The sequence below is a fragment of the Micromonospora matsumotoense genome (assembly GCF_900091525.1).
GTDB lineage: Bacteria > Actinomycetota > Actinomycetes > Mycobacteriales > Micromonosporaceae > Micromonospora > Micromonospora matsumotoensis.
This window is the reverse complement of the sequence record NZ_FMCU01000004.1, coordinates 208,023-229,464: the sequence shown is the minus strand read 5'-3', so window position 1 is coordinate 229,464 and position 21,442 is coordinate 208,023. Positions and strand designations below refer to the sequence as shown.

At 72.6% G+C, this 21,442-nt stretch carries 19 protein-coding genes; 13 read left to right on the top strand and 6 right to left on the bottom strand.

Features of this window, described 5'->3' with window-relative positions; translation table 11 throughout:
• Positions 1-165: 165 nt before the first annotated feature.
• From GA0070216_RS10835 to GA0070216_RS10820, 4 genes are all read left to right on the top strand, one after another.
• The gene (locus tag GA0070216_RS10835) at positions 166-2,877 is read left to right on the top strand and encodes a fibronectin type III domain-containing protein (protein ID WP_176738909.1); all 2,712 of its coding nucleotides are present in this window, start codon (positions 166-168) and stop codon (positions 2,875-2,877) included.
• A gap of 85 nt (positions 2,878-2,962) precedes the next feature.
• A complete protein-coding gene (locus GA0070216_RS10830; protein WP_141723045.1) occupies positions 2,963-3,820 on the top strand; it encodes a hypothetical protein in 858 nt (285 codons plus the stop codon).
• On the top strand, positions 3,817-4,764 hold the full coding sequence (locus GA0070216_RS10825) for a nucleotidyltransferase family protein (protein ID WP_091243293.1): 948 nt from the start codon (positions 3,817-3,819) through the stop codon (positions 4,762-4,764). The genes GA0070216_RS10830 and GA0070216_RS10825 overlap by 4 nt, the downstream gene beginning before the upstream one ends.
• Positions 4,757-5,182, top strand: coding sequence for a lasso peptide biosynthesis protein (locus tag GA0070216_RS10820; protein ID WP_091243289.1), 426 nt, complete (start codon positions 4,757-4,759; stop codon positions 5,180-5,182). The genes GA0070216_RS10825 and GA0070216_RS10820 overlap by 8 nt, the downstream gene beginning before the upstream one ends.
• Positions 5,183-5,226: 44 nt before the next feature.
• Here GA0070216_RS10820 and GA0070216_RS10815 read toward each other — a convergent pair whose 3' ends face one another.
• From GA0070216_RS10815 to GA0070216_RS33695, 5 genes are read right to left on the bottom strand one after another with little or no spacing between them, the layout of a single operon-like run.
• Complete coding sequence (locus GA0070216_RS10815) at positions 5,227-5,505, bottom strand: PqqD family protein (protein ID WP_091243286.1); 279 nt, start codon at positions 5,503-5,505, stop codon at positions 5,227-5,229.
• Positions 5,502-6,695: an asparagine synthase-related protein gene (locus GA0070216_RS10810; RefSeq protein WP_091243282.1), complete on the bottom strand. Its 1,194-nt coding sequence runs from the start codon at positions 6,693-6,695 to the stop codon at positions 5,502-5,504. The genes GA0070216_RS10815 and GA0070216_RS10810 overlap by 4 nt, the downstream gene beginning before the upstream one ends.
• A 7-nt stretch (positions 6,696-6,702) precedes the next feature.
• A complete protein-coding gene (locus GA0070216_RS10805) occupies positions 6,703-7,578 on the bottom strand; it encodes an ABC transporter permease (RefSeq protein ID WP_091243277.1) in 876 nt (291 codons plus the stop codon).
• Positions 7,575-8,195: an ABC transporter ATP-binding protein gene (locus GA0070216_RS10800; protein WP_091243272.1), complete on the bottom strand. Its 621-nt coding sequence runs from the start codon at positions 8,193-8,195 to the stop codon at positions 7,575-7,577. The genes GA0070216_RS10805 and GA0070216_RS10800 overlap by 4 nt, the downstream gene beginning before the upstream one ends.
• 18 nt (positions 8,196-8,213) lie before the next feature.
• Positions 8,214-8,378 carry a lasso RiPP family leader peptide-containing protein gene (locus GA0070216_RS33695; RefSeq protein WP_141723044.1) on the bottom strand — a complete coding sequence of 55 codons (165 nt, stop codon included), beginning with the start codon at positions 8,376-8,378 and terminating at the stop codon, positions 8,214-8,216.
• Between the two features lie 720 nt (positions 8,379-9,098).
• Here GA0070216_RS33695 and GA0070216_RS10795 point away from each other — a divergent pair.
• The 3 genes from GA0070216_RS10795 (at position 9,099) to GA0070216_RS10785 (ending at position 14,837) form a co-directional block, all read left to right on the top strand.
• Positions 9,099-10,061 (top strand): AraC family transcriptional regulator, encoded by a 963-nt coding sequence (locus tag GA0070216_RS10795; protein WP_176738908.1) that lies wholly within the window; start codon positions 9,099-9,101, stop codon positions 10,059-10,061.
• Between the two features lie 40 nt (positions 10,062-10,101).
• Positions 10,102-10,392, top strand: coding sequence for a GNAT family N-acetyltransferase (locus GA0070216_RS10790; RefSeq protein WP_245722426.1), 291 nt, complete (start codon positions 10,102-10,104; stop codon positions 10,390-10,392).
• Positions 10,393-10,565: 173 nt separating this feature from the next.
• Positions 10,566-14,837 (top strand): family 43 glycosylhydrolase, encoded by a 4,272-nt coding sequence (locus tag GA0070216_RS10785; protein WP_091243262.1) that lies wholly within the window; start codon positions 10,566-10,568, stop codon positions 14,835-14,837.
• Between the two features lie 291 nt (positions 14,838-15,128).
• On the opposite strand, the gene GA0070216_RS10780 is transcribed toward GA0070216_RS10785, so the two are convergent.
• Positions 15,129-16,280, bottom strand: coding sequence for a helix-turn-helix domain-containing protein (locus GA0070216_RS10780; RefSeq protein ID WP_091243258.1), 1,152 nt, complete (start codon positions 16,278-16,280; stop codon positions 15,129-15,131).
• A gap of 208 nt (positions 16,281-16,488) precedes the next feature.
• Between GA0070216_RS10780 and GA0070216_RS10775 the strand changes: the two genes are divergently transcribed.
• From GA0070216_RS10775 to GA0070216_RS10750, 6 genes are all read left to right on the top strand, one after another.
• Positions 16,489-16,737, top strand: coding sequence for an acyl carrier protein (locus GA0070216_RS10775; protein ID WP_091243255.1), 249 nt, complete (start codon positions 16,489-16,491; stop codon positions 16,735-16,737).
• Entirely contained in the window at positions 16,730-18,292 is a 1,563-nt protein-coding gene (locus tag GA0070216_RS10770; protein WP_091243252.1) for a class I adenylate-forming enzyme family protein, read from the top strand. The genes GA0070216_RS10775 and GA0070216_RS10770 overlap by 8 nt, the downstream gene beginning before the upstream one ends.
• A 161-nt stretch (positions 18,293-18,453) precedes the next feature.
• On the top strand, positions 18,454-19,176 hold the full coding sequence (locus GA0070216_RS10765; protein WP_218108163.1) for a Phenylacetic acid catabolic protein: 723 nt from the start codon (positions 18,454-18,456) through the stop codon (positions 19,174-19,176).
• 14 nt (positions 19,177-19,190) lie between these two features.
• Positions 19,191-20,321 (top strand): 4Fe-4S cluster-binding domain-containing protein, encoded by a 1,131-nt coding sequence (locus tag GA0070216_RS10760; RefSeq protein ID WP_091243249.1) that lies wholly within the window; start codon positions 19,191-19,193, stop codon positions 20,319-20,321.
• A gap of 30 nt (positions 20,322-20,351) precedes the next feature.
• Complete coding sequence (locus GA0070216_RS10755; protein ID WP_091243247.1) at positions 20,352-20,609, top strand: acyl carrier protein; 258 nt, start codon at positions 20,352-20,354, stop codon at positions 20,607-20,609.
• A complete protein-coding gene (locus GA0070216_RS10750; protein ID WP_245722425.1) occupies positions 20,606-21,442 on the top strand; it encodes an SDR family oxidoreductase in 837 nt (278 codons plus the stop codon). The genes GA0070216_RS10755 and GA0070216_RS10750 overlap by 4 nt, the downstream gene beginning before the upstream one ends.

The following is a 21,442-nucleotide window of genomic DNA, read 5'->3' as shown; positions in this document are numbered from 1 at the left end:
TAGGAACAGGTCGAGATTCGACTTCCCGTCGACGGCGGGGAGCGGGTCGATTTCCGCCGGTCACCTTCGCGGTACGGGGCATCAGGCATGCGGTCCAGAGCCGAACGGCTGCCTCATCCCTTCCTCCGTGGTGGCCCACCGCCCCCCGATGAGGGAGAACACTTCATGTCCCTGGTGCACCGTCTCCACCCACGGGCGGCCTTCGTCGCCGCCCTGCTGCTGCTCGTCGGCCTGCTCACCGCACCCACCTCCGCCTCGGCGCGTGACCCCGGCCGGTCCGTCCCGCCCCCGGCGTCCACACTCCACCGCCCGCTTCCTGCCGCGCCGGCCGCCACCGTGGCGGCCCGGCCGAAACCCCCGGCGGCCCCGGCCGCACCCACCGCCACCCGTTTCCGCACCACGGCCACGGTCACCTGGAAGGCACCGGCCTCGCCGGACACCGCCATCACCGGGTACGCGGTGACCGCCTACCGGGACGGGAAGAAGACCCGCTCGGTCTCCTTCGACGCCTCGACGACCAGCCGGAAGGTCTCCGGGCTGACGGCGAAGGGCAGCTACACCTTCACCGTGGCGGCGAAGAACGTCGCCGGGACCGGCCCGGCCAGCCCACGCTCGAAGGCGGCCAAGCTGCTCGCCCTGCCGGGCGCCCCGACCGTCATCGCGGTCACCGCGGACACCGCCTCGGCTCTGCTGAGCTGGACCCCCGGCCCGGACGGCGGTTCACCGATCCTCGGCTACCGGATCACCCCGTACGTCGCCGGGATGCCGCAGGCCGCCCAGACCTTCGGGCCGGCCACCACCAACACGGTGACCGGCCTGGTCCCGACCACCGCGTACACCTTCACCGTGGCGGCCCGGACCGCCGCCGGCACCGGCCCGGAGTCCGCGCTGTCGTCGGCGGTGACCGCGAACGTGTCGCCGACCCTGCTGTTCGACGCGCCCACCGAGGCCACCCTCGGGGTCGCCTACACCGCCACCCTGAACGTCACCCACGGCGTGCCGCCGTTCATCTGGTCGGTGGCCTCCGGCACGCTGCCACCCGGGTTGATCCTCAACCCCACCACCAACGGCATCTCCGGGGTGCCGACCGCCCCCGGTCAGTACCCGGTGGTGATCCGGGTGGTCGACGCGGCGGCCCGCTCCGGCACCCGGTTGATCGTGATGACCGTCAACAAGACGCCCATCCTGAACTTCCCGCCGCCCCCGCTGGCCGAGGTCGACGCGATCTACTCCGACCTGCTCACCGTGGTCGGTGGCACCGCGCCGTTCACCTGGGGGATGGCCGACGGCATCCTGCCGCCGGGGCTGACCCTCGACCCGGCGACCGGCCTGATCTCCGGCCGGCCGACCACGGTCGGCACCTTCCCGGCCACCGTCCAGATCACCGACGCCAACGGAGTCACCGCCACCAAGCAGATCCGCCTGGTGGTGCAGCCCAAGAGCGTGGTCACCCTGACCGCCTCCACCGCCGCCACCACCTTCGGCACCTCGGTGCACTTCGCGGCCGTCATCGGGCCGGGCCAGGCCGACGGGACCGTGACGCTGATCGAACAACAGCCCAACGGCGTCGAGACGCGGCTCGGCACGTTCCCGGTGGCGCTCAACCGGTCGGAGTTCGACCTCAAGCTGCCGGCCTTCGGGCTGAACGCGTTCCGGGTCCAGTACGACGGGGTCTCCCCGCTGGCCGAGGCGGTGTCCAACGAGGTCGTCATCGAGGTGTCGGCCGTGCCGGGCCAGGTGCTGATCAACCAGTTCGCCCAGTCCGGCATCAACGGGCTGAAAGACCAGTTCGTCTCGGTGATCAACACGACCGCTCTCGACCTGCCGATCGCCGGGTTCCGGATCGAGTACCCCGGGGGCGGGACGATCCTGGTGCCGGGCTCCGCCCGCGCGCTGCCCCCCCGTCACGCCTTCCTGTTCACGTCGCCCGGCTACTCGCTGTTCAACATCCAGCCCGACCTGGTGGTGTCCGGCCTGGGCCAGGGCGGCCTGCGGCTGCTGGCCCCGGACAGCGCGCACACCGTCGTCGACGCCGCCGGGTCCACGGTCGGCTACGCCGAGGGCACCCCACTGCCGGCCTTCGGCAGCCCGCCGTTCGTGCCGCACGCCTGGAACCGGCTCGGCGTCGCCGGCGTGCCGCAGGACACCAACGACAACGTGGCGGACTTCCGGCTGGTGGCGACCGTCTTCGGCCCGATCAACGGGGTGCCGTCGGCACTGGGCACCCCGTCGCCGCAGAACAGCCTGGGCACCTACCAGCAGAACGCCGCGGTGCAGTCGACGCTGCTCGACCCGGTCGTCGCCCAGGGCAGCCCGCCCAACCGGGTCCGGGTCGACGGCACCCCGGGGTCGCTGATCATCCGGCGCACCCTCACCAACCGGTCCAGCGCGCCGATCACCCAGGCGCGGATCAGGATCACCAGCCTGAGCCAGGAGAACGGGGCGCCGCTGCCCGGTGCGTCGTCCCCGGCCGTGCACGCCCACATGCGGGTGGTCAACCCGGTCAACGCGACCAGCTCGATCACCATCAGCACCGGTCAGACGCTGCTGGTGCGCAACCTGTCGATGGACGCGCCGGCGACCAGCCCGCCCGGCGGTGGGCTCGGCACCACCCTGACGATCCCGCTCGAACTCGGCGGTCTGCGGCCCGGTGGTGAGGTGCACATCGCGCTGAGCTTCGCCATCGACACGCCGGGGACCTTCTGGATCGCGTACGACGTCGACGCGATCGGCGGCGGGGTCGTGCCCACGGTGGCCGGGTCCGGCAAGGCGGCCAAGAAGGCCAAGAAGGCCACCTCGGCCAGGCAGCGGGCGCTCGACGCCCGCCGGTTGGCCGAGTCGAGGAAGCTGAGCCTGATCACCGGCACCGTGCGCTGAGGCACTGCCGCATCAGGGGTGCGGGTGGCGGGTCACCACGACCGCCACCCGCACCGCTGCGCCGACGACGGTCGTTGACCAGGACATGAACGGGGCAGTGATGGGGGCGACCGGGCGGTCCGTCTACGGGCTGTGCGTACACGGGTTGGACGAGGTCGAGGAGCTTCCCCCGGCCGAGGCCCACCCGGACCGTCCGGCGGTACGCGTCCGGCAGACCACCGCAGTGCCGCCACCGCCGATCCCCATCGACCTCGACGGCGGGGTGCGGGTCCTCGCCGACGGGCGGACCCTCGCGGTGGACCGGCGGCGGGGCACCGCCGCCTTCCACGGCCCGCCGCTCGCCCCCGACGTGCTCGCCCACCCCTACCTCGCCCCGGTGGCGACGGTCTTCAACCGGTGGGCCGGCCGGGAGACGTTCCACAGTGGCGCGTTCGTGTACGCCGGGCGGGCCTGGGCGGTGCTCGGTCCGCGTACCGCCGGCAAGAGCAGCCTGCTCGCCGCCCTGGCCGCCCGGGACGTCCCGGTGGTCGCCGACGACATCCTGGTGGTCGACCACATCGAGGTCTACGCCGGCCCGCGCTGCATCGACCTGCGGGAACCCGTGCCGGGGCCGGCGCTGGCCACCCGGACGGTCCGGGCCGGTGAGCGGCTGCGGGTGGCCCTGCCGCCGATCGCCGACCGGACCCCGCTGGGTGGCTGGCTCTTCCTCGGCTGGGGCCGGACGCCGACGATGACCCCGGTGCCCCCGGCGGAGCTGCTGGCCCGGCTCGCCGGCTGCCGGTCCTGGCACCGGTTGCCCACCGACCCGGCCGCCCTGCTGGGCCTCGCCGCCCTGCCGGCGTGGGACCTCATCCGGCCGCGTGACTGGGCCGCACTCGGGCCGACCCTGCGGCTGGTCGAGCGGACCCTGACCGCCGCGCGGGCCGTGGCGGCGTCCCGATGACCGCATCGCAGGCGACCAGCGCGGCCGTCCGGCACCTCGCCCTCGACGCGACCGCCGTGGCGACCTGCGCCCGGCTGGCCGACCGGGGGATACCGGCCATCCTGCTCAAGGGGGCCGGGCTGGCCCGCCGTCTCGGCACCGAGGGACGCCGGGTCTACTCCGACGTCGACCTGCTGGTCGCGCCGGACGACTTCGACCGCGCCGAAGCGCTTCTCGCCGGGTCGGGCTTCCGCAGCGCGTTGCCGCCGGGCCGCCCCGATCCCCGGCTGCTCTGGTATGAGCGCCCCTGGTATGCGCCCGGTCCGGCACCGCTCGTCGTCGACCTGCACCGGGGCTTTCACGGGGTGGCCGACCCGCAGGCGTTCTGGACCCTGCTGTCGGCGTCGGCGCAGCGGCTGCCGTTGGCCGGCGGCACGGTCGCCGTACCCGACGTGGCCGCCACCGCCCTGCTGGTCGCCGTGCACGCCGCGATGCCCGGTCGCTCCGACCGGCCGTACGCCGACCTACTGCGTGCGTTGGTGGTCTTCCCGGTCGAGGCGTGGCGGGCGGCCACCGTGCTCGCCAGACAGACCGGCGCGGTGCCGGCGTTCGGCTTCGGGCTGCGCCTGGCTCCGGGCGGCGCGGAGCTGGCGGACCGCCTCGGCCTGCCCCGGCGGACGAGCCGGACGCAGTGGGCCGCCGTGCGTCGGGTCTCCGGCCCCGCGTACGTGCTGGCCCGGCTCGCCGAGCTGCCCACCGGACGGGACCGGTGGCGGCACCTGGTGCCGTACCTCCTGCCACCACCCACCGCGATGCGGCACGGCAGCCGGCTGGCCCGGCGCGGTCCGGTGGGCCTGTCGGCCGCCTACCTGCTGCGTTTCGCCCGGCACGTGGTCAGCCTGCCGACGGCGGTGCGGGAGCTGTGGACCGCCACCCGGTTGGCGCGGCGCTCCCGCCATGGCTGACCGCCACCGGTCGACCCTGCGTGCCATGGCGCGGGCGCTGCGCCGGGGTGGCCTGCCGGCGGCCCGGACGGCCCTCTGGGCGGGCCGGGCGGTGCGTCAGGCGCGTCGGCAGCTCGCCCGGCAGGGCATGACCGACCTGCGGCTGCCGGCCCCGCCGCCCGGCGCGGCCGCCCACCGCGCGGTGGTGCTCGGCGTGCTGCGCCGGACGGGGGCCAACTGCCTGGAACGCTCCCTGGTGCGGCAACGCTGGTACGGCGCTCAGCTGGTCGCCCGGACGATCGTGATCGGGGTGACCGCCCCGAGCACCGGTTTCCACGCCCACGCCTGGCTCGACGGCGACACCGACGCCGAGCGGGAGGCCATGGTGGAGATCCTCCGCCGGCCCACCCCGCCGGCCTGGCTGGGCGAACGGCCCTGACGCCGGCCACCCGGGCCTGCCGGGCGGGCGGCCCCGACGGCGGGTCACCGCCCCGATAGCAGGCCGTTTCGGCGCAGGTCGTCGAGGAAGGCCACGACATCGGCGCTCGCCCGGTCCCGGTCCACGGCGGTGTCGGCGACCAGCACGGTCACCAGTTCCCGCTGCGTCGCGCCGTCGACCAGGCGCTGCCACAGCAACGCCCCGCAGCGGTCCAGCCCGAAGTAGACCGAGCGGTCGGTGTCCAGCACGACCACCTCGTCGCCGGCCCGCCGCCAGGCCACCCGGGTCGGGTCCACCCGGTGCACGGTCTCCGGCCGGCTCATCCGCTCACCTCCGCGTCGGCCCCGGCGCGTTGCCCTCCGGCCGGCGGCAGCGCCCGGATCGGCGTGGCCCGTGGTGGGAACCGGGGGGCCGGGGGTGGTGTGGTCGCCAGCCAGAGCTGCTGGACCAGGGCGGCGGTGCCGCCGGGGATCGGCCAGCGGGACCAGGTGTCGCGCAGCGCGGCAACGTCGACCAGTTCCGGGTCCGCGCCGGTGCCGTCCCAGGAGCGGACGAACTCCCGGGTCGGGGTGCGCAGGAAGACGTCGCGGAAGTGGGCCTTGCGGCGGGGCGCGGTGACCTCGGGCGGCAGGGCGTCGCCGACGATCTCGGCGAGCAGACCGTCGCGGGAGGTGTGGTGCCGTCGCCCGGCCAGTGCGGTGAGCGCGTCCAGGAACCCGTGGTCGAGCAGCGGGTGGACCGGGGTGACGTCGTGGTCTTCGGCGACGGCGGTGAACGCCGACCGGGTGATCACCAGGTCGCGGCGGCGGAGGTGCCACGCGACGCGCGGGCCGAGCCGGCGCGGCTCGGCCCGCTGCTCCGCCCGCAGCGCGCGGTTGACCTGCCGGGCCGTCTCCGCCGGCAGCCACGGGAACAGCCGCCTCGGCCGGTGCCGGCGCGACAGCTCACGGGCGAGGACCTGGACCCGGCTCAGGCGGGCCCGGGCCGACCGGGGTGGCGGACGACGCCACCCCGACAGCACCTGGTCCCCGCCGAGGCCGGTGAGCACGCTTCCGCCACGGGTCAGCTCCAGCAGCGGCAGGTGCAGGTGCAGGTTCACCGGATGCCGTACCCCGTACCGGTGCAGGAAACGGCCGGCTACCGGGCCGATCAGGTCCAGGTCGTCGTCGGCCCGCAGGATCTCCCACGAGGCCCCGACGCCGAGCGCCGCGACGACCCGGTCCTGCCAGGACGACTCGTCGGCGCGGGGCGCGCCGGTGAACCGCCAGGTGACCGGGACCGGGTCGGGCAGGCCCTCCCACCGGGCCATCCGGACGGCCACGGCGAGCACCAGCGACGAGTCCAGCCCGCCGGAGAAGCTCACCACGCACGGCGGCCGGCGCAGCGCGGGCAGCACCGCCCGGCCCAGCGCGGCGAGCGGGTCCGGGGCGACCGGCGGGACGACCCGCAGCGTCGGCGGCCCCACGCCGAGCACGGTGCCGGACGCGATGTCGAACGGGGTCGGGCGGAGCATGGGCACCTCAATCACGGGTGAGGGTTCCCCGGGCGGCGGCGATCCGCAGCGCGCGCCCGAAGACCCAGGTCGACAGGGGTAACAGCAGCACGGTGGCGGCCAGCAGGGTGAGCGCGGAGGCGGCCCAGGCACCGCCGGACAACGCGGCGCGCAGGCCGTCCAGCGCGATCCGGCTGGGCAGCACGGCAGTCAGGGTGGGCAGGACACCGGGAAGCGCGGCCACCGGGAAGTACGTCCCGGACAGGAAGGACAATCCGACGATCAGCAGCCGGGCGGCGCTCTCGCCGTACCCGACGGCAACGGCGAACGCGGTCAACCCGATGCCGATCCCCATCATCGCGGCGCTGCCGGCCACCAGGACCGTGACGACGCCCCACCAGTCGGCCCGCGCGGTGTGCAGGCCGAACAGCGCGTGCAGCAGGACCAGGTAGAACCCGGCGCGCAGCAACGCCAGCAGGAACGGGTACGCGGCCGTGCCCACCGCGAGGGCGGACGCCGGCACCGGCTGGGCGGCCAGCAGCTCCAGCGTGCCGCCGCGTTGCTCCCGGGTCACCCGGGAGGTCAACTGGGTGCTCGCGGCCTGGAGGACGAGCATGAAGGTGATGCCGACCGCGACGAAGTCGAAGTAGGTCGTCGCGCCCAGCAGGCGGTGCGCCTCCGGTGGCGTCAGCACCCGGGAGATGAACAGGAAGACCAGCAGGTTCACCACCCCGAACACGAGATCCAGCAGCAGTGGCAGCCGGATCAGCTGTCGCTCGCCCAGGTCCCGCCGGGCCAGGGCGAGCACGGCGCGACCGCCCGCTGCCGGCCCGAGCCGGGGAGCCGGGCCGGCAGCGGGCGGTGCCGGCCGGGGGTGCAGACGCGGGCCGGTCAGTGGCGTCATCCGGCCGCCGTCAGGGTGAGCCGCTGCTGGCAACGGTTGCCGTCGTCGGCGTGGTGGGAGGCGACCACACAGGTCAGCTCCGTCCGCCGGTCGATGGCCTGCCAGAGCAACCGCCGGCCCTCCTCGTCGAGGGAGCGCCCCGGCTCGTCGAGCAGCAGGAGCGCGGGGGTGGCGACGAGCGACCGGGCGATGCTGATCCGGGCGCGCATGCCGGCCGAGCAGCGGGCGGCCGGCATGCTGGCGTAGCGGGCGATGCCCAACTCCTCCTCGATGGCGCCGACGGCGGCGCGGACGGCCCGTCCGGGGAGCCGGAGCCGGGCGACGAGCGTGATGTTCTGGTGTGCCGTGAGCTGCTCGTAGAGGCCCTGTTCCGGTGCCAGGCACACGCCGGTCGCGCGCCGGGCGCCCGGCGAACCGACCGGATGGCCGGCTACGGTGGCCTGCCCGGCGCTCAGGGCCAGCGTGCCGGACAGGCACCGCAGCAGGGTGGTCTTGCCGGATCCGTTGGGCCCCGCGAGGAGCACCCGTTCGCCGGCCGCTGCCTCGAAGTCGAGGTCGGTGAAGACACTCCGGTGACCGAACCGTCGGGTGGCCCGCACGAGACGCAGCATCGGCATCCGGCCCTCACCGTTGGTTCAGAGCAGCGAGGCGTCGCCGTTGCCGCCCAGTCCGTCGTCGGGCCCGACGGTGCCGCCCTGGGTGAGTTCGGCGAGGGTGCCGAGCCGGGTGACGGTCGGGGGCCGGTAGCCCGGGGCGTCGGGTGGGGTGGGGGTGCCGTCGAGGTCGCGGAGTGAATCCATGTCAGTTCCCTGCTTCGGTAGGTGGGCGCCGGAACGACAACCTTACAGGCGTTCCGGGGTATTTAGGCAATAGTATCCCATATGGGGCGTTTCCGGGCAGGCTCCCGTGGTGTGGCCGTCGTGGGAATTAACGCTTCAAGGCTGCGGTGGTCACGCCGCTCGGTGGCCTCGTTCCACGAAATGCGGGCCGTGGGCGGCGTCGCCGCCGGTGCGGAGATCCGGTACGCGTCGGCCGGCGCGCGTCGACCGTCTGGTGACTGCCGCCGGCGGCCTGCGTCGCAGCGGTTCCCGGCTGCCGCTGTCGTCCACTGTGCTCTGTCGTGCGAGGTGTCTGTGCTGGCCAAGCTGCGGTGTCCGGCCGGCGGGGCGCGCGACGGGTGGTACGCCCCGGGGTGATTTCGACCCGGCCTCTTCGCCTGTCGCAACCTTTCCTCGTGAGCGAAATTTGTTTTGACGCTGCTCGGATCTGTTTTACTTTCGTCTTTCACCACCTTGATGCGCTTATCGAGAATGTGTGGCGCGATTAGGGTGCCCGATCCGGGGTAGTACAGCTGGGGCAATCGGCGATGTCGCCTATAGTGCGGCATTGTTAGATTTTCGCCGCCCGGTGCCTGGCCGGGCGGTGTGGCCACGGGAGGGCACCGGATGGCGGGCTACCGGCCGCCCCTTTCCCGGCGATCGACGGCGCAATCAGCCGTGGAAGCCGATCCTGAGGCCGGGGTGCAGCCATTGCCCTGGCAGCGGTACACCATGACCGACGCCGACGAGGTGCGCGCGTTCTTCCGGGCCACCTTCGCCGACGTTACCGCCGTGTTGTCCGAATTCGGGGCCGGGGGGGCGAAACCGCAGGGCATGAGAACCATGCTCGGCGATGTCATGCTGCATGGACTGCGATACTCGGCGCGTATCCGGGTGGAGGGCGTCGCGCACGGACTGGTCAACATCATCCACGTGCGTGACGGTCGGTTGTCGGTCAGCGACCGCGGGGACGTCCACCGGGTCGCACCCGGCCAGGTGGCCCTCCTGCCGGCGGAGCAGTTGCTGGAACTGGAGTGTGAGGCCGTCGAGTCGTTCACCGTCGGGCTGCCGACGTCGCTGGTCGACGAGGTCGCCCACAGCAGGCTCGGAGGCGACGGTGGGCGGGTGCGGTTCGCGGGAACCCGTCCGGTCTCGGCCGGACTGGAGCGGCACTGGCTGGGGACGCTGGCGTACGTCCGGCAGGTGGTGCTGGCCGACCTCGACCTGGCGACCAACCCGCTGATCATCGGGCAGGTCCGGCACATGCTGGCGACGGCGGCGCTGGCGGTCTTCCCGAGCGCCGCCGTCGTGCCCCAGCCGCGCGGCCCGGGTGACATCGCGCCCTCGGTGGTCCGCCGGGCGATGGACCACGTGGAGGCGCACAGCGATCGGTACGTGTCGCTGACGGAGCTGGCCGAGGCCGCCGGCGTCTCCGCCCGGGGTCTGCAGTACGCGTTCCGCCGATACCAGGACACCACTCCCGCCCGGTACGCCCGCCGGGTCCGGCTGGGCCGCGCCCACGAGGACCTGCTCCGGGGCGACCCGGCGGTGGGCGACACGGTGGCCGCGATCGCCGCCCGCTGGGGGTTCACGGACGCGAAGCGCTTCGCCACCGACTACCGGGCCGCCTACGGCCAGCCGCCGAGCCGCACGCTGCGATCCTGACCCCGACGTCGCGTGTTTGGATGGTCCGGTGGAGTTCACCGTGACAGACGCGCCGGACCGGCAGCGGTTCGAGGCGCGCGACGAGACCGGAACGCTGGCCGGGATGGTCACCTACCAGGTGACCGGCACCATCATCGCCTACACGCACACCGAGGTCGATCCGGCCTTCGAGGGGCGGGGTGTCGGGTCGACCCTGGCCCGCGCGGTCATGGACGACGCCCGCGTCCGGGGGCGCACGGTGGTGCCGATCTGCCCGTTCCTCGGTGACTGGCTGGGCCGGCACCCGGAGTACGCGGACATCGTGGTCCGGTCCACCCGCAAGATCAAGTAGGGGTGCCGGGGCGGTTCCGGGTCGCTCGACGGTGTCGAGGCGGCCGTCGGTCGCCCTGCGGTGAGCGGGCGTGCGCGCAGCGCATCGCCGGGGTTCACCTCCTTGACGGGGTCTGTTTGTTGCGCTGACAATTCCAGCCTGTTAACGCTCACATGACACCGAGGAATCCCCCCATGCGCTCAGCAGTTCCCCGGGACCACCACGCCACCCCCACCCCCACCCGCCGCCGTACCCTCGCCGCCGCCACCCTGCTCACCCTGCTCGCCGCGCTGACCCCCGCCGTGGCGACACCGGCCGATGCGGCGACCGCCGACGTCACCGACGGGCTGCTGCTGCGCTACGACCTCGACCAGCGCACCGGCACCACGATCACCGACACCTCCGGGCGCGGCAACGACGGCACCCTGGTCGGCGGCGGCACCTGGACCGGCCCGGACGGGCTGCTGCTCGACGGTGTCGACGACCACGTCAAGCTGCCGAACAACATCCTGGCCGGCCTGTCGTCGGTCACCGTCGCGGTCGACGTCCTCGTCGACCCGGCACAGCAGACCCCGTACTTCCTCTGGGGACTGGGCAACCCGGCCACCTCCGCCGCCGGCACCGGTTACCTGTTCGCCAGCGGCGACGCGTTCCGCGCCGGCATCACCACCACCAACTGGTCCGGTGAGAAGGTCACCGGCACCGGCGGCAACCTGGCCCGGGGGGTGTGGAAGTCGGTCGTCTACACCCAGACCGGCACCACCGGCACCCTCTACGGCGACGGTGTGCAGGTGGCCCGGAACACCGCCGTCACCGTGCCGCCCAGCGCCGTCGGCAACGGCGTCACCACCGCCAACCACCTCGGCCGGTCGAACTACGGCACCGACCGGTTCCTCAAGGGACGGGTGGCGAACTTCCGGATCTACGACCGGGCCCTCACCGCCGCCGAGGTCGCGGTGGTCGCGCAACCCGAGGAGTCCGACCAGACCCGGGCCGAGACGGCCGCCGCCGCCCTGTCCCTGGTGCACGCCGACGACGTACGCGGCAACCTGACCATGCCCGTCACCGGCCGGCACGGCGCGACAGTCACCTGGCGCTCGGCCCGACCGGAGGTGGTCGCCGCCGACGGCGTGGTGCGTCGCCCGGCGCACGGCGCGGGCGACGCGACGGTCCCGCTGACCGCCACCGTCACCGTCGGCAGCGCCACCGCCGAGCGGACCATCCCGCTGACCGTCCGTGAACTGCCGGCCCCCGCGCCGTACGCCGGCTACGCGTTCAGCTACTTCACCGGCAACTCGATCGCCGGGGAGAAGATCTACTTCGCCGCCAGCCGGGGCAACAACGCCCTGCAGTGGACCGAGGTCAACGGCGGCCAGCCGAAGCTGGAGTCGATCCACGGCACACTGGGCCTGCGCGACCCGTTCCTGATCCGCAGCCCGGAGGGGGACCGGTTCTTCCTGATCGCCACCGACCTGTCGATCGGGCGCAACGGCGACTGGGACGCCGCCCAGCGCCGGGGCAGCCGCTACCTCGAGGTGTGGGAGTCCACCGACCTGGTGAACTGGTCCGCCCAGCGGCACATCGAGGTGTCGCCCCCCACCGCCGGCAACACCTGGGCGCCGGAGGCGTACTGGGACGCGGCGCGGGGCGAGTACCTGGTGTTCTGGGCCTCGAAGCTGTTCGCCGAGAACGACCCGAACCACACCGGCAACACGTACAACCGGATGTTGGCCGCCACCACCCGCGACTTCGTCACGTTCAGCCCGGCGACGATCTGGCAGGACCGGGGCGAGTCGCGGATCGACTCCACGATGATCCGCGAGGGCGACACCTACTACCGGTTCACCAAGGACGAGGGCGGCGGCGGCACCGGCTGCTCCGACATCATCCAGGAGAGGTCGACCTCGCTGACCGCCGTCGACCTGCCCGGCCGGCCCGCGTGGACGATGCTCGACTCGTGCATCGGCCGCGACGCCGGCACCTCCGCCGTCGAGGGCCCCACGGTCTTCAAGGCCAACCCCGGCGACACCTCCGGCTCGCGGTACTACCTCTTCGTCGACGAGTACGGCGGCCGGGGCTACATCCCGCTGGGCACCGACGACCTGGCGAAGCCCAACTGGAAGGTGCCGGCCTCCTACCGGCTGCCGGCCAGCCCCCGGCACGGCACCGTCATCCCGGTCACCCGCGCCGAACTCGACGCGCTGACCGACGCGCCGCCACCGGTGAGCGCCAACGCCGACGGTGTGGTCGCCCACTACCGGCTCGACCAGGCAGGCGGCGGCACGGTCACCGACGACTCCGGCAACGGCCACCACGCCACGCTGGCCGGCGACGCCCGCTGGGACGACGGCAGCCTCACCCTCGGCGGCACCAACGGCCACGTCGACCTGCCCGACAACATCATGGCCGGGCTGGACGAGATCACCGTGTCGATGGACGTCAACATCGCCGCCGACCAGGCCACCCCGTACTTCCTCTGGGGGCTCGGCAACACCGACTCTGCAGGTGTCGGCAACGGTTACCTGTTCACCACCGGCAACGACTACCGCACCTCGATCAGCCTGGGCAACTGGACCGGCGAGCAGACCGTCACCGGTGGCCGGGCGGTGCCCCGGGGAGCGTGGAAGACGTTGACGTACACCCTGAACCGGGCCGGCACCGCCCGGATCTACCTGGACGGGGTGCGCGTCGCCGAGAAGACCGGGCTGACCGTCGCGCCCGGCGACATCGGCGGCGGCCGGACCACGGCCAACTACCTCGGCCGCTCCCAGTACGCCAGCGACCGCTACCTCAAGGGCCGGGTGCGCGACTTCTCCCTCTACAACCGGGCGCTCACCGACGCCGAGGTCGCCGCGCTCGGCAGCAACGGCACCAGCGTGGTCTCCGTCGAACTCGACAGCCTCAAGGTGCCGGCCATCGTGGACGCCGCCACCGGCACCATCACCCTGCCGGTCCGGCCGGGCACCGACCTGACCACCCTCGCCCCGCGCTACCTGGTCGCGCCGACCTCCACGGTCAAGCCCGCCGGGCCGCGCAACTACACCCGGCCGGTGACGGTCACCGTCACCAGCGCCGCTGGGGCCAGCCGGGCCTGGAAGGTCCGGGCGGTGCCGATGAACACCCCGGTGCTGCCCGGCTTCAACGCCGACCCGAACATCGTCCGGTTCGGCGACACCTACTACATCTACGCCACCACCGACGGCTTCCCCGGCTGGGGCAGCTCGACGTTCACCGTCTGGTCGAGCCGCAACCTGGTCGACTGGACCGCCCACGACACCATCCTCGACCTGGGGCCGGACATCAGCTGGGCGGACACCAACGCCTGGGCGCCGGCGGCGATCGAGAAGAACGGGAAGTACTACCTCTACTTCTCGGCGCAGCAGAACATCGGTGTCGCGGTGGCCGACTCGCCGCTCGGGCCGTTCGTCGACCCGCTCGGCAAACCCCTGGTGAGCAAGGCCGACTACGGCAACGCCCAGCAGATCGACCCGGCGGTCTTCACCGACGACGACGGGAAGAGCTACCTCTACTGGGGCAACGGCACCCCGTACGTGGTCCCGCTCAACGACGACATGATCTCGTACGACGTCGGCAAGCGGGTCCGGTTGACCGGGCTCACCGGTTTCCGCGAGGGCCTGTTCCTGCACAAGCGCAACGGGGTCTACTACCTGTCCTGGTCGATCGACGACACCGGTAGCGAGAACTACCGGGTCGGCTACGGCATCGGCAGCAGCCCGCTCGGGCCGTTCACCAGCAAGGGGGAGATCCTCACCAAGGAGCCGGGCCAGGGCATCCTGGGCACCGGTCACCACTCGATCATCCAGGTGCCGGGCACCGACGACTGGTACGTGGCGTACCACCGGTTCGCCATCCCGGGCGGCGACGGCACCCACCGGGAGACCACCATCGACCGGCTGTACTTCGCGGACGACGGCACCATCAAGCCGGTGGTGCCGACGTTGAGCGGCGTCGAGCCGCTGCGCTACCGGGGCGGGCAGCCCCGGCTGCGGATCACCGACCCGGGCACCGACGGCTGGTACGGCGCCAACGCCGCCCTCACCCTGGCCCACGGGGAGCTGATCCGGCTGGTGGAGTACCAGATCGACGGGGGAGGCTGGTTCCCGTACCGGGAGCCGGTGGCCCTGCCCGCCGGCCGGCACACGGTGGAGTACCGGGCGCAGGGGGTCAACCTGTTCTGGAGCGCGCCCTGGTCGACGTCGGTGCAGGTGGACCGGGTCGCGCCGACCGCCGAGGCGACGCTGACCGGCCGCGCGTTGGTCGTCACCGGCCGGGACGCCGACTCCGGGGTGGCCCGGGTGGAGTACCGGCTCGACGGTGGGGAGTGGACCACCTGGAGCGGTCCGGTGCCACTCGACGACCGGGCGCACGGGGTCCGCTACCGCGCGGTCGACGTGGCCGGCAACGTCGGCGAGGTGGCCGTCCTGCGGGTCCCCGCGATCCGGTAGCCGCCACCCGGACGCGCCGCCCGACCGGAGCACGGTCGGGCGGCGCGTCTGCGCGGCGGTGCCCCCGCCGATGGCCATGCCCGCCGTCGGCCATGCCAGCGGCGGTGTTCCCGCCGTCGTCCATGCCCGCCGTCGTCCATGCCCGCCGACGTCCACTGTCGGTCACGTCCACTGTCGGTCACGTCCACTGTCGGTCACGTCCACTGTCGGTCACGTCCCGGCGGCGACGGCCGGGCTGCTGCTCGGGGTCCTCGGTCGCCCCGGGCCGGAGCACGATGCGACTCCGGCATCTCACATGCCGGTAGCCCGGGTGGACGGGTCCCGTGCCGTAGGCCGGTCGGCTGACACCGACGCGCCTGAAGTCCGTTGATGATGTCGGGCGAGCGCCTGACGCATCTCCTCCGGGGTGCTGATCCACCGTGTCGGCGGCTCCCCGACGACGGCGGGCCCGCCCCCGCCGGGGGGGACCGGCCCGGCACCGCCCGGATGCCGGGCGGCGAGCAGGCCCGACCAGCGCCGGACCTGGTCGGCCCAGGACCTCCCGGCCGGGGTCAGGTGCAGGTGGAAGCGGGGATGCCGGGTCAGCCAGCCCCGGACCGCCGGGGCGTCGTGCAGCGCCGGGTCGTCGGCGACCACGTGCACCAGCAGGCCGGCGGGCACCACTCGGTCCACCGCCACCAGGAACCGACGGTACGCGGCGGCGCGACGCCGCCGCTGCGGGGCATCCTCCGCCACGGGTATGGGCGATCCCGGTCTGTCCGGGTCGGACCCGGGTGGGGTCGGCCCGGACGGCGTGAGTAGGCCCAGCGATCCGAGCGGGGCGGGCGCGGGCCGGGCCGGGCCGGGCGCGAGCTGTCCCGGCCGGACCGGGGCCGTGCTGCCGCTGGTCGGCGGCCGGTCGTCCCGGGACACGGCGCAGAGCACCAGGGCCTGCTCCGGGGGGTGGCGGTAGAGCCCGACCAGGGCCACGACCGAGTCGACGAACCCCGGGTCGGCGGCCAGGATCAGGCCGTCCTGGAGGTGCGGGCGCAGGTCGAACTGTCGCCAGATCCGGCCGACCGTGGACGCCGACAGGCCGGTCCGGGCGGCCATCGACGCCCGGGACCATCTCCGGGCGGTGGCGGGCGTGCCGTCGAGGGTGTCCGCCACCACCCGGTCCACCTGCTCGGGTCGGACCGAGGGGGGCCGGCCGGTCCGCGGTTCGTCGGCGAGCCCCGGCAACCGTGCCGAGGCGAACCGTGCACGCCATTTCCCGACCGTCGCCGGTGAAACGTTCAACCGGGTCGCGACCTCGATATTCGTGGCCCCTTCGGCGCATGCCAAAACGATTCGGCAGCGAATGGCGAATGACTGCGGGGAGTGCGCCGCCCGCGCTCCCCGGATCAGTGCGTCCCGTTCCTCGTCCGTGAGTGTCAGTCCTGCCTTCGGCCGCCCTCTCCCCATGCCATGATCCTATCCGGACATGTTACGGACTAATGACGCATGACGATGGTGGGAGCGGTTGCTGACGATTGCTCCGACGGTTGCCCTGGACGGTTCACGACGCGACTGAGTATGGTCCCGACGAGTCCCGAGACGTGTTGGGGGAAGGGACCGCTGCCGCAACGTTGCCGTGGCTCGTGTGGTGATCTGACATGGGGGGACCGCTTCAGTGACCACGACCGATCTGCACGAGAACATGACCTCGATCTGCGCCGAAGTCCTGAACAGACTCACCCTCGGCCCCGACGACGACCTCGTCGCACTCGGCATGGACTCGGTGGGCGCGGTCGAGATCGTGACCCGGGTCGAGGCGGCGTACGGCGTCGACGTGGTCGACGTCATCTTCGACAACCCCACGGTCAACCGGCTCTGCGCGGTCGTGCAGGGGTCCGCCGCCCGCGACGAGTCGCATGCCTAGTCCGCTGGCCGAGCCGGATCTCACCGTCACGGCGAACCTGCTGGACCTCGTTTCCCAGGCCGCGGCGGCCTACGGCGACGATCCGTACCTGCTCCCGGCGGAGCCCGGCGGGCGGGTGGTCAGCTTCGCCGACGTGCTGACCTTCACCCGGGGTTGTGCGGCGTTGCTCGACGAGCACCGGGTGCCACCGGGTGGCCGGGTGGCCGTGGTCCTGCACAACTCCTCGCTGGCGGCGCTGCTGTTCCTCGGGATCATCGCCGCCCAGCGGATGCTGGTGCCGCTGAACCCGAAGTCCGGCCCGGCCGAGCTGGACACCCTGCTCGCCCACGCCGACGTCGCGTTGGTGCTCGGTCCGTCGTCGACCGCGGCGAAGACGTCGCCGGGCCGGTGCTGGCTGACGGTGGACGACGCGGAGGGGTTCCTCACCGAGGTCCTCGGCCGGGGCGTCGCCCACCGGGGGGAACTGGTCGCGCCCGCCGACGGCGGGGCGGGCGACGCCGAGATCGTCTACACCTCCGGCTCGACCGGCGCGGCCAAGGGTGTCGTGCTGTCCCACCGCGCCCTGCTCGCCAACTCGCTGGCCATGGTCAAGTGGGCCGACGCGGGCCGCGACGACGTCTTCCTCAACGTCATTCCCATGCTGCACGTCGGCGGGCAGGGCCTGCCCACGCTGACGCCGCTGTGGTCCGGGGGGCGTACGGTCTGCGTCCGCTCGGAGGTGGCGCTGGCCCGGTTCTGGACCTACGTGGACAGGTTCCGCCCGACCTGGACGCTGGTGGTCAACGCCTACCTCGCGCACCTGGTCGAGCGCCCGCAACGGCCGGCCGTGAGCCGGCTCAAGGGCGTTCTCGCCGGCGGCTCGGCGCTCAGCCCCGAGCTGATCCACCGGTTCGAGGACACCTTCGGCATCCCGGTGTTCCAGGTCTACGGCATGACGGAGCTGACCTCCCTGACGGTGGTGGAGCCCCGGGAGCGCCGGCCGGGGGACCGCCGCACGGCCGGGCTGCCGGTGCCGTTCGCCCGGGTCCGGGTCGTCGACGAGGCCGGCCGGGACGTCCCGCCGGGGGAGAGCGGCGAGGTGCTGCTCAGCGGCCCGAGCATCTTCACCCGGTACGAGAAGGCACCCGACCTGACCGCCGCCCGGCTGGTCGACGGCTGGGTCCGCAGTGGCGATCTCGGCCACCTCGACGAACGCGGCGAGCTGACCATCGTCGACCGGATGGACAGCATGGTCATCGTCAGCGGCGAGAACGTCTACCCCGCCGAGATCGAGAACGTCGTGCCGCAGCTCGACGGGATCGAGGACGCGGTGGTCGCCGCGCTGCCGCACCCGGTGACGGGGGTGGAACTGGTGCTGGTCTACACCCTGCTGCCCGGCGCGGTCGTCCGGGACGACGAATGGCGCGCGCTGCTGATGAAACAGCTCAGCGCCTTCAAGGTGCCGCGCCGGTTCGTGCCGCTCAAGGAGATCGGGGTCGACAGTTTTCCGCGTACTCCGCTCGGCAAGATCCAACGGTCGGACGTGCGAAGACTGGCGATCGAGAACCTGACCTGAGTCACCGTCGGTGGCGGGCGAGGAGAAACGGGGGGATTTCTCAGGGGATCGGGTCACCGGGAGTCACCCCGGGCCCGTCGTGATGGCGCAGCAACGCCGGTGTCCCCTTTTCCATAATTTGCGGGTGTGAATGTCGACAGGAGGCGGTCTGCGCTATGCCGGTGGAGATCTTTGACGACGAAGAAGTAGTGGTACGGACCCCCGAAGAGTTGAAGCGCATGCCTCGGGGTTACCAGAAGGCGCTGATCAGTCAGATCATGATCAATACGGAGGGTGAGCTCTCCGGTGGCGACGACTACACCATGATGTTCCTTCCGCTGGCGCCCAACGCCGAGGAGCGTCAGGTGTGCGCGGAGCGGGCCGCCGAGGAGTACGACCACTACAAGATCGGTAAGCGGGTGCTGGCCGAGATCGGCATCGACACCTCGCACATGGAGAGCCAGTCCATCGAGGAGCGTCGGCTCTTCGCCGACAAGCGGCTGCACCAGTGCACCACCTGGGCCGAGCGGGGGATCTACTCCTACATCGGCGAGGAGAGCGCACTGATCATGATCAAGGAGTTCGCCCTGGGCAGCTACAAGCCGTGGGCGGACGCGGTGCGGACGATCATCCTGGACGAGAAGATCCACATCGCCCACGGTGCCCGGGTCTGCCGCAACCTGGCCACCACCGACGAGGGACGCGAGCAGTTGCAGGCCGCGCTGGACCGGCTCTGGCCGGTGTTTCGCGACCTGTTCGGCACCCCGGAGTCCGAGCGCTCCAAGCGGGCGGTCCGCTACGGCCTGCGGCGCACCACCAACGGCGAGGCGTTGCAGCAGTGGGAGGACGCCGTCATTCCGCGGATCCACGCGCTGGGGCTCGTCGTCCCGACCGCGAGCAGCTGAGAGGACGGCCGCCCATGCCCACCCCCATCGCGATCAATCCCCGTCCGCTGTCCCGGCGGGAGGCGAAGACCCGCCTGGCGTCCCTGCTGGCCGACCGGCCCGACCTGGCCGCGCGGTTGCAGGTCGTCCGGGACATGGGCCGCCGGGTCAGTGCGACCGAGGTGCACCTCACCACCACCTGCAACATCCGGTGCAAGGGCTGCTGGTACTTCGAGGGCGGCTTCGACGCGGCCGTCCCGGAGACCTCGGACCCGGCGCTGATCTCCCGGTTCGTGGACTCGCTGGTGGCCAAGGGCGTTACCCAGGCGACCCTGATCGGCGGCGAGCCGACCCTGGTGCTGCCCCGGGTGGTGCCGTTCGTCGAGCGGCTGCCCTACGTGACCATCTCCACCAACGGCATCCGGCCGCTGCCCATGGTCGGCTTCGCGCACGTCGCGGTCGCCATCAGCCTGTTCGGCGGCGGCCCGCTCGACGACGCGCTGCGCGGCTACCGGGTCAACGGGTCGTCGTTCTCCGGGCTCTTCGAGACCGCCCTCGGGCACTACCGCAACGACCCCCGGGTGATCTTCGTGTACGCGCTGTCGGAGGAGGGCCTGCAGTACGTCGAGCCGACCGTCCGGGCCATCCAGGACAACGGCAACCAGGTCACCTTCAACTTCTACTCCGCGCACGGCAGCGACCATGCCCTGCGCATCGAGAACGAGCAGCGCACCCTCGCCGAGGCACTACGGGTCAAGCAGGCGTACCCCGAGACGGTGGTCTGCCACCCGTACTTCATCGAGGCGCTGATCACCGGTCGGACCCACTGGGACGGCCAGTTCGGCTACGACGTCTGCCCCAGCATCAGCGTGGACCACCCGGACCACGCCGAGCGGCTCCGCAACGGCAACCCGGTCCTGGACGGCTTCTCGGTCTACGGCGCCGACTACCAGACGCTCCAGTTCTGCTGCACCTCCGGCAACTGCGCGGACTGCCGGGACAGCCAGGGCGTCTACAGCTGGCTGCTGGTCAGCATGAACCGGTTCCTCGACGACACCGGCCGACTGGAGACCTGGCTGGAACTGGCCGAGAGCTACTGGCGGCAGTGGTACTGGGCGCAACGGCACGCCCCCAACTTCGCGCGCCAGGCCCCGTTCGCGGCCTAGGCGACTCCCCCCGAGAAAAAGGAGCACCGGATGTCTTCCCCTTCGACTGAGATCACCGCGTCCGCCGTCGAGGAGCGCCTGCGCGCCGAACTGATCGACCTCGGCGTCGAGGAGGACGCGATCAGCGCCGACGCCAAGTTCGACTCGCTGGACATCGACTCGCTGGACGTCGCCGACCTGATGGCCATGGTCGTCAAGGAGTACGGAGTGGAGATCCCGCGCAGCGAACTCGCGGACGTCACCATCGGTCAACTCGTCGAGCGGATCGTGGCGGGCGCGTCGCATTGAGCTCGTTGCTGAGCCTGGACAAGCGCACCTACCTGGTCACCGGGGTCCTCAACAACGAGTCCATCGCCTGGCACGTGGCGGCGGCCCTGCAACGGGAGGGCTGCGAGGTCATCCTGACCTCGTACGGGCGGGTCGGCCGGATCACCCGGAAGGTGGCCGACCTGCTGCCGTCCCGGCCCGAGGTGCTCGAACTGGACGTGATGTCCGACGAGAGCGTCGACGCGCTGGCGGACCGGATCGGGAGCCGCTGGGGTCAGCTCGACGGGGTGCTGCACAGCATCGCCGCCGCCCCGCCGGACGCGCTGGGGGCCGGATTCGTCACCGCCGGGGCCGCCGGGGTGCTCGACGGGTTCCGTGCGTCGGCGTACTCCTTCCAGCAGCTCACCACCGCGCTGTCGCCCCTGCTGCGTCAGGCGCCCGGTGGCGGCGCGGTGGTCGGGCTCACCGTCGACTCGACCCGGGCGTTGCCCGGCTACGGGTGGATGGGGGTGTACAAGTCGGCGCTGGAGGCGGTCTGCCGCTACCTGGCGATGCACCTCGGGCCGACCGGGATCAGGGTCAACCTGGTCGCCGCCGGGCCGGTTGAGACCGTGTCGGCGCGCGGGGTGCGCACCTTCTCCGCCCTGGCCGACCAGTACGAGCAGTGGGCGCCGTTGGGCTGGGACCGCGCCGACCCGGCCCGGGTGGTGGGGGCGGTGCTGTTCCTGCTGTCGGACCTGTCCCGGTACACCACCGGGCAGGTGGTGCACGCCGACGGGGGCATGCACGCCGTGTTCGGCGGCGTCCCGGCTCCAGCTCCGGCGGCACCGTCGCCACCAGACACCGCCGGCTGA